This is a genomic window from Nitratireductor sp. GISD-1A_MAKvit (genome assembly GCF_040819555.1).
Lineage (GTDB): Bacteria > Pseudomonadota > Alphaproteobacteria > Rhizobiales > Rhizobiaceae > Nitratireductor.
The window spans coordinates 2,181,093-2,194,974 of the sequence record NZ_CP161920.1 but is presented as its reverse complement, the minus strand read 5'-3'; the positions used below and the strand labels follow the sequence as shown (position 1 = coordinate 2,194,974).

The 13,882-nt window shown below is 58.9% G+C and carries 10 protein-coding genes, 3 tRNA genes and 3 pseudogenes; 5 read left to right on the top strand and 11 right to left on the bottom strand.

The annotated features are described in order from the left end of the window. Nucleotides 1-303: 303 nt before the first annotated feature. From tuf to AB2N04_RS11680, 4 genes and pseudogenes are all read right to left on the bottom strand, one after another. Nucleotides 304-1,480 (bottom strand): annotated as a pseudogene (gene tuf / locus AB2N04_RS11695) (elongation factor Tu). 150 nt (nucleotides 1,481-1,630) lie between these two features. Continuing rightward, a complete protein-coding gene (locus AB2N04_RS11690; RefSeq protein ID WP_367718796.1) occupies nucleotides 1,631-2,089 on the bottom strand; it encodes a DUF2867 domain-containing protein in 459 nt (152 codons plus the stop codon). A 125-nt stretch (nucleotides 2,090-2,214) separates the two neighbouring features. Next, nucleotides 2,215-2,288, bottom strand: a tRNA-Gly gene (locus AB2N04_RS11685). A gap of 30 nt (nucleotides 2,289-2,318) precedes the next feature. Next, nucleotides 2,319-2,403 (bottom strand) — tRNA-Tyr (locus AB2N04_RS11680). Between the two features lie 189 nt (nucleotides 2,404-2,592). Here AB2N04_RS11680 and AB2N04_RS11675 point away from each other — a divergent pair. The 3 genes from AB2N04_RS11675 (at nucleotide 2,593) to AB2N04_RS11665 (ending at nucleotide 5,245) form a co-directional block, all read left to right on the top strand. Continuing rightward, entirely contained in the window at nucleotides 2,593-3,453 is an 861-nt protein-coding gene (locus tag AB2N04_RS11675; protein ID WP_367714658.1) for a TrmH family RNA methyltransferase, read from the top strand. A gap of 75 nt (nucleotides 3,454-3,528) precedes the next feature. Further along, complete coding sequence (locus tag AB2N04_RS11670; RefSeq protein WP_367714657.1) at nucleotides 3,529-3,948, top strand: nuclear transport factor 2 family protein; 420 nt, start codon at nucleotides 3,529-3,531, stop codon at nucleotides 3,946-3,948. A gap of 109 nt (nucleotides 3,949-4,057) precedes the next feature. Then, nucleotides 4,058-5,245 carry an IS481 family transposase gene (locus AB2N04_RS11665; protein WP_367714456.1) on the top strand — a complete coding sequence of 396 codons (1,188 nt, stop codon included), beginning with the start codon at nucleotides 4,058-4,060 and terminating at the stop codon, nucleotides 5,243-5,245. 44 nt (nucleotides 5,246-5,289) lie between these two features. Here the strand turns inward: AB2N04_RS11665 and AB2N04_RS11660 are convergent. After that, a tRNA-Thr gene (locus AB2N04_RS11660) sits at nucleotides 5,290-5,365 on the bottom strand. Nucleotides 5,366-5,525: 160 nt separating this feature from the next. Here AB2N04_RS11660 and AB2N04_RS11655 point away from each other — a divergent pair. After that, nucleotides 5,526-6,300, top strand: a pseudogene (locus AB2N04_RS11655) (NAD kinase). Nucleotides 6,301-6,464: 164 nt separating this feature from the next. Next, on the top strand, nucleotides 6,465-7,886 hold the full coding sequence (locus tag AB2N04_RS11650; protein ID WP_367718795.1) for a DEAD/DEAH box helicase: 1,422 nt from the start codon (nucleotides 6,465-6,467) through the stop codon (nucleotides 7,884-7,886). A 119-nt stretch (nucleotides 7,887-8,005) separates the two neighbouring features. Here the strand turns inward: AB2N04_RS11650 and sufA are convergent, their stop codons facing one another. The 6 genes and pseudogenes from sufA to sufB all read right to left on the bottom strand — a co-directional run bounded on the left by sufA (nucleotide 8,006) and on the right by sufB (nucleotide 13,780). After that, nucleotides 8,006-8,386: a Fe-S cluster assembly scaffold SufA gene (sufA, locus tag AB2N04_RS11645; RefSeq protein WP_367714656.1), complete on the bottom strand. Its 381-nt coding sequence runs from the start codon at nucleotides 8,384-8,386 to the stop codon at nucleotides 8,006-8,008. Nucleotides 8,387-8,486: 100 nt separating this feature from the next. Further along, entirely contained in the window at nucleotides 8,487-8,888 is a 402-nt protein-coding gene (locus AB2N04_RS11640) for an SUF system Fe-S cluster assembly protein (protein ID WP_367714655.1), read from the bottom strand. Between the two features lie 5 nt (nucleotides 8,889-8,893). After that, nucleotides 8,894-10,135: a cysteine desulfurase gene (locus tag AB2N04_RS11635; protein ID WP_367714654.1), complete on the bottom strand. Its 1,242-nt coding sequence runs from the start codon at nucleotides 10,133-10,135 to the stop codon at nucleotides 8,894-8,896. Between the two features lie 56 nt (nucleotides 10,136-10,191). Continuing rightward, nucleotides 10,192-11,463: a Fe-S cluster assembly protein SufD gene (gene sufD / locus AB2N04_RS11630; protein ID WP_367714653.1), complete on the bottom strand. Its 1,272-nt coding sequence runs from the start codon at nucleotides 11,461-11,463 to the stop codon at nucleotides 10,192-10,194. 9 nt (nucleotides 11,464-11,472) lie between these two features. Then, nucleotides 11,473-12,228: a Fe-S cluster assembly ATPase SufC gene (gene sufC / locus AB2N04_RS11625; protein ID WP_367714652.1), complete on the bottom strand. Its 756-nt coding sequence runs from the start codon at nucleotides 12,226-12,228 to the stop codon at nucleotides 11,473-11,475. Between the two features lie 27 nt (nucleotides 12,229-12,255). Beyond that, nucleotides 12,256-13,780: pseudogene (gene sufB, locus AB2N04_RS11620) on the bottom strand (Fe-S cluster assembly protein SufB). Nucleotides 13,781-13,882 lie beyond the last annotated feature (102 nt).

Genomic DNA, 13,882 nt, shown 5'->3' with positions numbered 1-13,882 from the left:
GCAGCGTGTTTCCGGCGGATTGCCGCACTTTCGTGAAAGGTTTTTGTAGCCGACGCATTTCCCGTCGGGCGCGCGGTATCCCGGCCCGCCCTTGCATCCGCACCCGCGACATGGCGGGCGTTCGGGACAGTTGCGTGCCGCCTCGCCCTCTGTCACCGACACCGTCACCGACAGCGCCACCAGAATGAGAAACGCCCTCAACATTGCTCGCACCACCCGACATACAAAAGCGGGGCACTGTATACAGCACCCCGCTCAAATCAGCGATATGTCAGCGACGCGTGTGAAGCGCCGTTGCGCTTCTTACTCAGTGATGGATGCGACGACGCCGGCACCAACGGTGCGGCCGCCTTCGCGGATAGCGAAGCGAAGCTTTTCTTCCATCGCGATCGGCACGATCAGCTCGACATCAACCGTCACATTGTCGCCAGGCATCACCATCTCGGTGCCTTCCGGCAGCGAAACCACGCCCGTCACGTCCGTCGTGCGGAAGTAGAACTGCGGACGGTAGTTCGTGAAGAACGGCGTATGACGGCCACCCTCTTCCTTCGTCAGGATGTAGGCTTCAGCCTTGAACTTCGTGTGCGGGGTAACAGAACCCGGCTTGCAAAGAACCTGGCCGCGCTCAACGCCTTCACGGTCAATACCGCGGATCAGAGCACCGATGTTGTCGCCGGCCCTCGCCCTGGTCGAGCAGCTTGCGGAACATCTCGACGCCGGTAACCGTCGTCTTCGTCGTGTCCTTGATACCGACGATCTCGACTTCCTCGCCGACCTTGATGATGCCGCGCTCGACGCGACCCGTCACAACCGTACCGCGGCCCGAAATCGAGAAAACGTCCTCGATCGGCATCAGGAACGGCTGGTCAACCGGACGCTCGGGCGTCGGGATGTAGCTGTCAACCTCGGCCATCAGCTTGCGGATCGCCTCTTCACCGATCTCCTTGTTGGAGTCTTCGAGAGCAGCAAGTGCCGAACCCTTGACGATCGGAATGTCGTCGCCGGGGAAGTCGTAGGACGAAAGAAGCTCGCGAACCTCAAGCTCGACCAGCTCGAGAAGCTCTTCATCATCCACCTGGTCGACCTTGTTGAGGAACACAACGATCGCAGGAACGCCAACCTGGCGGGCAAGAAGAATGTGCTCGCGGGTCTGGGGCATCGGGCCATCGGCAGCCGAGCAGACCAGGATCGCGCCGTCCATCTGGGCGGCACCCGTGATCATGTTCTTCACATAGTCGGCGTGACCGGGGCAATCAACGTGAGCATAGTGACGGTTCTCCGTCTCGTACTCCACATGCGCCGTCGAAATGGTGATGCCGCGGGCCTTCTCTTCAGGCGCGCCGTCAATCTGGTCATACGCACGGAATTCACCGAAAAACTTCGTGATCGCTGCCGTCAATGACGTCTTGCCATGGTCAACGTGACCAATCGTGCCGATGTTCACATGCGGCTTCGTACGCTCAAATTTACCTTTGGCCATTGCAACTTCCTTTGGCGCCGTAGATGCGTTTGGGTTTTCGATGCGGGGCGATTACCGATAAAGACGGGAAATTACAAGCCCCTTTCCCACGCAGTCCCTTCTGCACACGGGTTTGCACGCGCAAACGGCGATCTGGTGCGCGAAAAAAGCTCAGGCGCGCATGCGACGCACTGTCGAGGCCACGATAAGCTTGTGGAACGGAAGAACCGCGCCGAGATAGAGCCAACCGGCAAGGTTGTGCGGGCGTACCAGCGTTGTGCAGGAGATACGGGTCCTCCCCTCGTTCAGTTCGCAGGTCCCCAGAATCACCCGAAAATCAAGATGCCGGTCATCGGTTCCCAGGACCACTCGCTCGGGCGACTGTTCAAGGACCGGGAAAATGACTTTTCGGGCTTGGCCGACCGCCTGTTGCGGTGTCTTCAGACCGAAAGGCCGAACGATCCGGTTGCGCAGCCTCATCAAGGCCTCGACCCAGCCGGGAAATCCACCAAAACCGCGCTCCAATGCAGTGTTTGCATCGACCAGCTGGCGTGACACTGCCGAAAACGTGTCGGAAAATCGCGCACCGGGCAAAACGGTTGGCGCTTCAGCGCGTCCCACCTCTGACATCAGCACATCGAATGCTCCACAAAATTGTGTTCGTATCGACAGTCATCAATCACAGGGTGCAACGAAACATGGCCGCCAGCCAGCACAATAAAGGCGCTGCGGCAAAGAAACACAGGGAGGAAGGCTGGAGCGGGTAGCGGGAATCGAACCCGCATATTCAGCTTGGAAGGCTGCTGCTCTACCATTGAGCTATACCCGCCGGGTCCGTTGCGCTGGCTCTGATCGACGGTGGTGGAGGGGGCTGGATTCGAACCAGCGTACGCATAGCGAACGGATTTACAGTCCGTCTCCTTTAACCACTCGGACACCCCTCCGTTTCCGTCGGAGCCTCAGCGACGTGGCGGCGCTTCAAAAAGGGGCGAAGCACCCTTCCAAAGTCCGCGATGCGCCTTATGCAGAGACGTGTGTGCGGTGTCAACCGCCTGTCGTAATTCTGAACTGAAAAAAACTCACGCAATGCAAAAGCAGTTTCCAGACAAAGGATGCAGGCCTATAGAGAGCCAATGAGCGACAATCAGAATTCCAGAACCCCGAAAGACAGCCATTACGCACGCCTCCGGCGGGCGCACAGGGACCGTGCCCAGCAAAAGAGCGGTAACGGGAACGCTGCCCCCCGCGGTGGCGGAGATGGCGACGCAGGCGTTCGCCTATACGGACTACACACGGTCAAGGCCGCGCTCGACAATCCCGAACGGCGAATCAAAAGCCTCCGCATCACCCGAAACGCGGCCGCAAGGCTCGAACTGGCGGATACGGACACCCTGCCCTTCCCGGCGCACATTGTAGAACCACGCGAAATCGACCGGCTGGTCGGCACCGATGCCGTGCATCAAGGAGTTCTTCTGGAGGCTGCCCCTCTCAGCCCAAAACCGCTCGGCGATTTGCAGGGAGCCGCACTCGTGCTTGTCCTCGATCAGGTCACGGATCCACACAATGTGGGTGCCATCATGCGTTCGGCCGTTGCCTTCGGTGTCAACGCGCTGGTTACGACCACGCGTCACAGCCCGGCCGAATCGGGCGTGTTGGCAAAGGCCGCATCGGGTGCGCTCGAGCATATTGACCATCTGACAGTGCGCAATCTTGCAGTTGCGCTGGAGGATCTTTCGCAGGCAGGCTTTCAGACAATCGGCCTTGATTCCGACGGCCCGAAACAGCTGGAAAGCACCTTCTCGTCAGACAGGATTGCTCTTGTGCTCGGCGCCGAAGGCAAGGGGCTTCGACAAAAGACACGCGAGACGGTCTCTGCGCTGGCAAGGCTCGACATGCCCGGTGCGATCCGCTCGCTAAATGTCTCAAACGCCGCCGCAGTCTCCCTCTACGCAGCAAATCTCTATCTCGAGAAGAAGAACGGCGTACCTGTCTGAACGCCCCTCTCTGCCCCGGTTTTCGTTTCCGGTCAAGACGCGTTAGGATAAGCGGCTCCACGACAGGGGTCACGAATGAAACTGCATCGCACCACTACGCTTCTTGCCGCCACAGCCTTCACGGTTTCCGCAGCAATTGCTCAGGAAACCTCCTCGCTGGAGGAATGGTTCGAAGCCCTGCGAACATCAGATCGGCAAAAAATCTCTGAACTTTTGTCGAGCGACGCAGAAATCGTCCTCAATGACATTGGCGTCGTACAGACGAAGCAGGAGTTTTTGGCCTCGCTGGACGCATGGGAAGATGCGGCAGGAGACGACACGGAGATTCGCTATCGCCTCGACGAAGAAAACGGCAAGTCGTTGATGGTCACCGTGTGCTACGATTTCCCCGGAAATTCCGTTCTAACAAGCGAACAATTTCAGATTGAGAATCACAGGATCAAACGCAGCGAACAATCGCAGATCGCTGAAAACTGCGACGGTTTCGAGCGCTGACAGCTCAAATTAATGTCCAGAACAGGACGGGAAATTGAGCGACCCGAGACATAGGTGACGGAACGTACCGGACACATGGGTAACACTTTTCGCTTTGCGGGAGGTGTTGATGCCGTGGAGAGAAAGTTCGGTAATGGAAGAACGTCTACGTTTTGTCGCCCGCCTTCTGGAAGGAGAAGGCATGAGCGATGTGTGCCGGGAGTTCGGCATTTCGCGCAAGACCGGCTACAAGATCCTCAACCGCTACAGGGCGGAAGGTCTTGATGCGCTCTGTGATCGCTCACGGCGACCGGTGCGCTATGCCAACCAGTTGCCCGAGCAGATCGAGCAGCTGATCGTCGAGAGCAAGCGCGAGAAGCCGCACTGGGGTGCCAGGAAGATACGCGAGTTGCTGGTCCGCAAGCTGGCCGGCGACGTGCGCATTCCGGCCAAGTCCACGGTGCATGCGGTGCTCGACCGGCACGGTCTGGTCAAACGCGCGCGCCTCAGGCGGCGGATGAAGGCCGAGGGCACGCCGTTGTCGCAAGCCACTCTCCCGAACGATCTGTGGTGCGCCGATTTCAAAGGCGAGTTCAAGCTCGGCAACGGTCGCACCTGTTACCCCTTGACGGTCACCGATCAGGATTCGCGCATGATCCTTTCCTGCGAAGCCCTTGAGAGCACGAAGGAGAAGCCGGTCATCGAGACCTTCCTGCGCCTGTTCAAGGAGCGCGGTCTGCCGGGTGCGATGCGCACCGACAACGGTTTACCCTTTGCCAGCCCCAACGGGCTCTACAACCTGTCGAAGCTGTCCGTATTCTGGTTGAGACTGGGGATCGCCATCGAGCGCATCAGGCCGGGCCACCCGCAACAGAACGGACGCCACGAGCGCATGCACCGGACCCTCAAGCAGGAGACCGCACGGCCGCCTGGCATGAACACCCTTCAGCAGCAGGCCCGCTTCGACGACTTCGTCAGCGAGTTCAACCAGGAACGGCCACACGAAGCCCTCAATATGAAAACGCCAGCCCAGCTCTACACGCCTGCTTCAAGAGCCTATCAGGGGTTGCCGGATGTGGAATACCCCTTCCACGACAAGGATATCCTCGTCACCGCATGCGGTCGCATCTGCATGGCAAGAAAGAAGATCAACGTCTCGACCGTCATGGCCGGTCAGAGGCTTGGAATCAAGGAGGTGGATGATGGCATTTGGCTGATCAGCTTCATGCACTATGATCTGGGATATATCGACCTGGAGCAGAGAACATTGCAAACAATCGACAACCCGTTCGGCACGAGATTGTCACCCATGTCTTAGGTACAATCTGTTACCTATGTCTCCGGGCTGTACAAATTTTTGGGTGGTGCCCCCGGACGGACTCGAACCGCCGACCCCCTGATTACAAATCAGGTGCTCTACCAACTGAGCTACAAGGGCATTGGGCGCTCCGTTAGCACAAACTGCGCAGGAGTGAAATCAAAACTCGCATACTCACAAGAAGTTTGCCCCATCAATGGCGCCCTCAATGCCTTTGCAGGCCAAACGCACTCATGCTAACCGATAACCAAATGCCTCGAATTCAGGGCCCCTGACTGCCATGACCCACCAAGCAATGGCCCTCGCCTTTGTTTCTGCCGATACCGAAGACGCACGCGAGGCGGCCAAACGCCTTTCCGCGCTCTATGGCCAGGAGCGTCCCGAAGATGCTGACGTGATCGTCGCTCTTGGCGGCGACGGGTTCATGCTGCACACATTGCGTGAAACCATGGGAGCCGGAAAACGCATCTATGGCATGAACCGTGGTTCCATCGGTTTCCTGATGAACGAGTATCGTGAGGAGGGTCTGCGCGAACGGGTCGCAGCCGCTATCCCGGAAACGGTTCGTCCGCTTCAAATGGAGGCAACGGATGCCAATGGCGAAAGATTCAGGGCACTTGCCGTGAACGAAGTGTCGCTCCTGCGCCAGTCCTATCAGGGCCGCCAAGATCCGAATTTCGATCGATGAGAAACTGCGCCTTGAGGAATTGATCTGCGACGGAGTGATGGTGGCAACTCCGGCGGGATCCACCGCGTACAACCTGTCGGCGCATGGTCCCATTCTTCCCCTCGACGCCCCCCTTCTCGCGCTGACGCCGGTGAGCCCGTTTCGCCCACGGCGCTGGCGCGGCGCCCTCCTTTCCAATCAGGCAACGGTACATTTCGACATTCTGGAGCCCGAAAAGCGCCCGGTGAACGCGGTCGCAGATCACACGGAAATCAAATCGGTGGTGTCGGTGACGGTGCGCGAATCTCACTCCGAGACCATCACCGTGCTGTTCGATGAGAGCCACTCCTGGAACGAACGCATACTTTCAGAGCAGTTCCGTTACTGAACATTAGATGACTTTACGGCAACTGATCTGTTGACAACGCAGGCGCCAACCCGTACGCCCTCAAGGGATTCGGGCCCCGAGCCCTATTAACGGCGGCATTCCGCCGCAGGAACAAAGACAGCCAAAACGTGCCAGCAGAAGAACAAGACACCGCTCAGGAAGCGTTGACATTTTCCGATCTGGGCCTGTCCCAAAAGGTCCTTTCCGCCGTGGCCGATGCAGGCTACACGCAGCCCACACCGATCCAGGCAGGTGCGATACCGCATGCGCTGGGCGGCAAGGATGTGCTCGGCATCGCACAAACAGGCACCGGAAAGACCGCATCTTTCGTGCTGCCCATGCTCACGCGTCTGGAGCGCGGTCGTGCCAGGGCGCGCATGCCACGCACCCTCATTCTCGAACCAACGCGCGAACTCGCTGCTCAGGTGGAAGAGAATTTTGTAAAATACGGCAAGAATCACCGGCTCAACATCGCGCTGCTGATCGGCGGAGTTTCCTTCGACGAACAGGAAAAGAAGCTGGAGCGCGGAGCCGATGTCCTGATCGCGACCCCCGGTCGACTGCTCGATCATTTCGAGCGCGGAAAACTTCTTCTGACAGGCGTCGACATTCTCGTCATCGATGAAGCCGACCGCATGCTCGACATGGGCTTCATTCCCGATATCGAGCGCATCTGCAAGCTCATCCCGTTCACCCGGCAGACACTTTTCTTTTCGGCGACCATGCCGCCTGAGATCACCAAGCTGACCCAGCAGTTTCTTCAGGCGCCGGTTCGGGTGGAAGTGTCCAAACCTGCGACAACGGCAACGAACATCACCCAGCGTTTTGTCAAATGCGGCAACAAACCCTGGGACAAGCGTGACCGGCTGCGCAAGCTCATCGATGCAGAAGGCGACACACTCAAGAACGCCATCATTTTCTGCAACCGCAAGAGTGAAGTTGCGACCCTTTTCCGCTCGCTGGTCAGGCACGAATATGATGCCGGCGCCTTGCATGGCGATATGGATCAGCGCGCGCGCATGACGATGCTGGAGAACTTCCGCAAGGGCAATCTCAAGCTTCTGGTCGCCTCAGACGTTGCTGCACGCGGTCTGGACATTCCAGCGGTCAGCCATGTCTTCAACTTCGACATCCCGACGCATGCTGACGACTATGTCCATCGCATCGGTCGAACCGGACGTGCCGGACGCGATGGAAAGGCGTTCACGCTGATCACCAAGGCGGACCGCAAATACATGGATTCGATCGAAAAACTGATCGGCCAGGACGTCGAATGGCTCGATGGCGACCTGACCACGCTTCAGGCTGACGAGATGAGCAGCACAGAGGAAAAGCGCGGTCGCGGCAGCTCCAGGCGGACGGTAAAGAAAGATGCCGAGACGCCGGAAAGTCCGGAAGCGACGCAGGGCTCCGACAGGAAAGCGCGCAAGGAAGACATCAAGTCGGACAATTCCGAACGCAAGGGAAAGCCGCAGTCGGCAGAACCGCGGCGGGAAAACAGGCGCAAGTCACGGGACGACGACAACACCACCGTGGGCTTTGGTGACGATGTCCCCGCGTTCATGAAGATTCCGGTGAAGACCTGACGGATCTATTCATTTCCGGACAAACAAAAACCGCCGCGGGCCCCAAGCCATCGGCGGTTGTCTTTGTGTGGCAAGAAATATTCGCGCCCGGAGGGGAAAACTCCTTCAACCGGTTGAGATCAGACCGTGCCACGCGCTTCGGCGAGTGCCTTCAGGTCTGCAGGCTTCAACTCGATGGATTCGCCGCAACCACAGGCCGACGTCTGGTTGGGATTGTTGAAGGTGAAGCCGGTGCGCAGCCTGGTCACCTCGAAATCGAGTTCGGTGCCAAGCAGGAACAGGGCAGCCTCAGGCGCGACATAAACATGCGCACCGTCATGTTCCACATGATCGTCCTTGGGATCGGCCTCGGTGACAAGGTCGACCGTGTATTCCATCCCGGCACATCCGCCCTTCTTGATGCCGACTCGCACACCGGTCGCCCCTTCGCGGCCAGCAACGATCTCGCGAACGCGCTTGGCGGCTGCATCCGTCATGGTCATCACTTGAAATCGGCTCATCAACTTCTCCGTTCGCGGCGAGTGAAAGGCTCGCGGAAAGGGCTTGTCATGAAGATGGGCGACCAACGCTGCCGTTGCAAGAGGGTCGCCTCATGTTCGGTCAATACCAGCCCACCGCGAACTGCGCTTCTTCGGACATGCGATCAGGGGTCCAGGGCGGATCGAAGACCATGGTCACCTCAACGTCGCTGACGCCTTCCACGGTACTCACGGCGTTCTGAACCCATCCAGGCATCTCACCGGCAACCGGACAGCCAGGCGCGGTCAGCGTCATGTCGATCTTTACGGAGCGGTCATCCTCGATATCGACCTTGTAGATCAGACCAAGCTCGTAGATGTCGGCCGGGATTTCGGGATCGTAGACGGTTTTCAACGCACTGACGATATCATCCGTGAGCCGTGCGAGCTCCTCCTGCGGGATGGAAGACGTCCTGGCCTCCGTTTCCTGCGGGGATGAGCCTTCGCCCGTCTGGCCGGTGTCCTGCTGCGGTGTTTCAGTCATCTTGTTCATCCGAAAAAACGCCGCGCTTTCTCAAGCGCTTCAGCGAGGGCGTCGACCTCCCCGCGCGTGTTGTACATGCCAAACGATGCACGGCATGTGGAGGTCACGCCGAAATGTTTCAAGAGCGGCTGGGCGCAATGCGTTCCTGCTCTGACCGCGATGCCCGACCGGTCGATCACCATGGAGACATCATGCGCGTGAATGCCCTCGATCTCAAACGATACGATCGCACCCTTGTCCGGCGCATTGCCGAAGATACGCAGCGAATTGATCTTGCCGAGCTGTTCATGCGCATACTGCACCAGGTCCGCCTCATAGGCGGCAATCGCCTCGCGACCAATGCCTTCAACATATTCCAGCGCCGCGCCAAGGCCTATCGCCTGCACGATGGGCGGCGTACCCGCCTCGAAGCGATGCGGCGGATCGTTGTAGGTGACATTGTCGAGCGTCACGTCCTCGATCATCTCGCCGCCTCCCTGAAAGGGGCGCATGGCGGCAAGGCGCTCTTTCTTGCCGTAGAGCACGCCAATGCCCGAAGGGCCGTAAAGCTTGTGCCCGGTGCAGACATAGAAATCGCAGTCGAGCGCCTGCACGTCGACCGGCAGATGCACGGCCCCCTGGCTGCCATCGACGAGAACCGGAATGCCGCGCTCATGGGCGATCTGGATGATCTCTTTCAGTGGCGTGACCGTGCCAAGCACGTTCGACATGTGCGTGATGGCGACGAGCTTCGTACGGTCGGTGAGCGTCTTCTCAAACGCCTCCACGGTGAGCACGCCTTCCTCGTCGACCGGGATCCAGGCAAGCTTCGCGCCATGGCGCTCGCGCAGGAAGTGCCAGGGAACGATGTTGGAATGATGCTCCATGATCGACAGGGCGATCTCATCGCCCTCGCCGATATTCGGCATCGCATGGCCATAGGCGACCGTGTTGATCGCCTCGGTGGCCGATTTGGTAAAAATGATCTGATCGGTGCTTTCCGCATTCAGAAAGCGCCGGACCGTTTCACGAGCCTTTTCATAGGCATCCGTGGCGGCGTTCGAGAGAAAGTGCAGACCGCGATGAACATTGGCGTACTCATTGCTGTAAGCGTGCGTGATCGCATCGATCACCGCCTGCGGCTTCTGCGCCGATGCGCCATTGTCGAGATAGACGAGTGGCTTGCCGTAGACCTCGCGCGCCAGGATGGGGAAATCCCGGCGAACGGCTTCAACGTCATAACGCATAGTGTCGACCTTCTGGTCCATTTCGAACCCCGCGTGCCCGCCCCTCATCAAGAAAGGCGGGCGTGAGTGGTTTGGGATTAGCCGTGCTCGGCGAACCAGTCGACCAGCCTGGCCTCCAGCGCCTCGATCACGGTTTCATCCTCAAGCTCCTCGATGACCTCGGCCACGAATGCCTTGACCAGCAGACCGCGCGCGGTCTTTTCGTCAATACCGCGGGCCATCAGATAGAACAGATGCTCGTCCTCGATATCGGTCACCGTCGCGCCGTGGCCACAGGCCACATCGTCGGCGAAGATCTCAAGTTCGGGCTTGGACGAAAACCCGCCTTCATCGGAAAGCAACAGCGTGTTGCAGGCCATCTTGGCGTCAGTTTTCTGGGCGATCTTCGCGACACGGATCTGACCCTGAAACACGCCATTGGCCTTGCCCGTGACGACATTGCGGAAGGTCTCGGTGGAGACCGTGTCGGGCGCCAGGTGATCGAGCACCATGGTCACGTCGCAATGGGTTTCGCCACCCAATAGGTTCACGCCGCGAAGCTTGAAATCCGAACCTTCGCCCCGCGCTGCAACCTTCACTTCCTGGCGAACAAGCTTGCCGCCGCTGTTCAGAATGAAGAGCGTGAGGCTCGAATTCTTACCCAGAGAAGCCGTGAACTGGCCAAGATAGGCAGCATCATCGGGCTGTTCCTGCAACAGAATCCAGAACACGTCCGCGCCATCGGCAACGTCCAGATGCGTGACGGAAGATGCAAGCGCATCGCCGGCACCGGTCTGGCGTTCGATGATGGTCGCCTTTGAGCCGGCTGCTGCGTTGACGACAAAGCGGCCATGGACCTGACCGCCCGCATGAACGTTCTGCAGCTCGATCGGACGATCAAGTTCCGCACCCTCGGCGAGGTCGAGCCAGTAGCCGTCAGAGACAAAGGCCGCGTTGATCGCGCCGACGGCGTCGAAACGGTCGGAGGCCGTCAGCCATTCGGCAGACAGCGCTCCTTCCTGCAGCTTGTCGGCCAGCGTGGCAATGGTCAGACCCTCGGGGCCCGCATCACGGCCATGCGCGGTGCCGTTGAGCACCGGCAGGACAAGGGCATTGTCGAGCAGCGGCGAAACCGCCTCGGCATTGGCCACCGGTTTGAACTCCGGAACCGAAGACAGAAGCCGGCGCAGATCGGTATAATGCCAGGCTTCGACGCGGCGCGTGGGCAAACCCTGCTTGAGAAGCTCGAGCGCCTCATCGCGACGTACGGTGACCTCCGCATCGCCCGGCAGGTCGGAAAAACGGCTGGAGTAGCCATCCACCAGCGCGGTCTCGGCCTCCGTCATGGTGTTTTGAGCGTGAAGGTTCATCTCATCACCTCAAGCGGCTGCGTCGATGACGCCGGCATATCCGTTCTTCTCCAGCTCAAGCGCCAGATCCTTGTCACCAGACTTGATAACCTGGCCGCGGTAAAGAACATGAACCGTGTCGGGGACGATGTAGTCAAGGAGGCGCTGGTAGTGAGTGATCACCAGCACGGTGCGGTCGGGCGAACGCAGGGCATTTACGCCGTCGGCGACGATCTTCAGCGCGTCGATGTCGAGACCGGAATCGGTCTCGTCGAGAACGCAGAGTTTCGGCTCCAGAAGCTTCATCTGCAGGATTTCGGCCCGCTTCTTCTCGCCGCCGGAGAAACCGACATTGAGCGGACGCTTGAGCATGTCCATGCTCATGTCCAGTTCGTCGGCTGCAGTGCGCACGCGCTTCAGCATTTCGGGGATCTTCAGCTCTTCCTCGCCGCGCACCTTGCGCTGCGCGTTGATGGCGGTCTTCAAAAACTCCATCGTGGCAACGCCGGGGATTTCAAGCGGGTACTGGAAGGCCAGAAAGATGCCTGAGGCAGCGCGCTCGGCCGGATCCATCTCCAGAATGGATTCACCATTGTAGAGGATCTCGCCCTCGGTGACCTCATAGTCCTCACGACCCGCGAGGATGTATGACAGGGTGGACTTGCCGGAGCCGTTTGGCCCCATGATCGCGGCCACTTCACCGGCCTTCACGGACAGGTTGAGGCCCCGGATGATCTCGGTGCCATCCTCGGCGATGCGGGCGTGCAGGTTTTTGATCTCAAGCATGATTTTTTCCAAACAAATGCGCCGGCCTCAGCCGACCGAACCTTCAAGCGAAATACCGATAAGCTTCTGCGCCTCGACGGCGAATTCCATCGGCAATTCCTGGATGACGTCCTTGACGAAGCCATTGACGATGAGAGCGATCGCCTCTTCCTCGGGAATGCCACGCTGCATGACATAGAACAGCTGATCCTCGGAAATCTTCGAGGTGGTTGCTTCGTGCTCAAACTGCGCGGTGGCATTCTTGGCTTCAATATAGGGCACCGTGTGAGCGCCACACTCGTTTCCGATCAACAGGCTGTCACACTGGGTGAAGTTGCGGGCATTGGCCGCCTTGCGGTGCGCCGAAACCTGTCCGCGATAGGTGTTCTGCGAATTGCCGGCGGAAATGCCCTTGGAGATGATGCGGCTCGACGTGTTCTTGCCCAGATGCAGCATCTTGGTGCCGGAATCGATCTGCTGATGGCCGTTGGACACGGCAATCGAGTAGAACTCGCCGCGGCTGTTGTCGCCACGCAGGATGCAGGAGGGGTACTTCCACGTGATCGCCGAACCGGTCTCGACCTGGGTCCAGGAAATCTTGGAATTGTTGCCCCGGCAATCGCCGCGCTTGGTGACGAAGTTGTAGATGCCGCCCTTGCCCTCGGAGTCACCCGGGTACCAGTTTTGAACGGTGGAGTACTTGATCTCCGCATCGTCCAGCGCAATCAGCTCGACAACGGCCGCGTGCAGCTGGTTTTCGTCGCGTTGCGGCGCAGTGCAGCCTTCCAGATAGGACACATAAGCGCCCTCTTCCGCAATGATCAGCGTGCGCTCGAACTGGCCGGTATTGCGCTCGTTGATGCGGAAATATGTTGATAATTCCATCGGGCAGCGAACGCCCTTGGGCACGTAGACAAACGAACCGTCGGTGAAAACTGCCGAGTTGAGCGCAGCGTAATAATTGTCCGAAACCGGCACGACCGATCCCAGATATTTTTGGATCAGCTCGGGATGCTCGCGGATTGCCTCGGAAATCGAACAGAAGATCACGCCGGCCCTTGGCAAGCTCCTCCTTGAAGGTGGTCACGACCGAAACGGAGTCGAATACCGCATCGACCGCAACCCGGCCGGAGCTGTAGACATTGTCGCTCGGATTATCTTGCAGTTCACTCGGCTCGCCCTGCTTGCGCACACCAGCAAGAATCTCCTGTTCCCTCAATGGGATACCGAGCTTCTCGTAAGTACGAAGCAGTTCCGGATCGACTTCATCCAGCGACTTGGGACCGGACTGGCTCTTCGGAGCCGCGTAATAATGCAGGTCCTGAAAATCGATCTTGGGATAGCTGACACGCGCCCAGCCTGGCTCTTCCATGGATTGCCAGCGCTTGTAGGCGTTCAGCCGCCATTCCGTCATCCATTCCGGCTCTTCCTTCTTGGCCGAAATGAAACGGATGATGTCCTCATTCAGCCCCTTGGGGGCGAGATCGCTTTCGATGAGGGTCTCGAAACCATATTTGTACTGATCCACATCGATCATGCGGACCTGATCAATCGTCTCCTGCACGGCAGGCATATGCGTTCTCCATCCATGCCGGGGTCAAGACCCGGCCGTCTTCAAATTGGGCACACCGTGATTGCCTTGCGGCAACCCTGATGTAGTGCGTCGGAGCGGATG

What these genes read in the sequence shown, in the direction of transcription:
- sufA (WP_367714656.1), bottom strand. Translation starts at nt 8,386, where the DNA reads ATGAGCCGATTTCAAGTGATGACCATGACGGATGCAGCCGCCAAGCGC.
- sufC (WP_367714652.1), bottom strand. Translation starts at nt 12,228, where the DNA reads ATGCTTGAGATCAAAAACCTGCACGCCCGCATCGCCGAGGATGGCACC.
- AB2N04_RS11690 (WP_367718796.1), bottom strand. Translation starts at nt 2,089, where the DNA reads ATGTCAGAGGTGGGACGCGCTGAAGCGCCAACCGTTTTGCCCGGTGCG.
- AB2N04_RS11635 (WP_367714654.1), bottom strand. Translation starts at nt 10,135, where the DNA reads ATGGACCAGAAGGTCGACACTATGCGTTATGACGTTGAAGCCGTTCGC.
- AB2N04_RS11640 (WP_367714655.1), bottom strand. Translation starts at nt 8,888, where the DNA reads ATGACTGAAACACCGCAGCAGGACACCGGCCAGACGGGCGAAGGCTCA.
- AB2N04_RS11665 (WP_367714456.1), top strand. Translation starts at nt 4,058, where the DNA reads ATGCCGTGGAGAGAAAGTTCGGTAATGGAAGAACGTCTACGTTTTGTC.
- sufD (WP_367714653.1), bottom strand. Translation starts at nt 11,463, where the DNA reads ATGAACCTTCACGCTCAAAACACCATGACGGAGGCCGAGACCGCGCTG.
- AB2N04_RS11670 (WP_367714657.1), top strand. Translation starts at nt 3,529, where the DNA reads ATGAAACTGCATCGCACCACTACGCTTCTTGCCGCCACAGCCTTCACG.
- AB2N04_RS11675 (WP_367714658.1), top strand. Translation starts at nt 2,593, where the DNA reads ATGAGCGACAATCAGAATTCCAGAACCCCGAAAGACAGCCATTACGCA.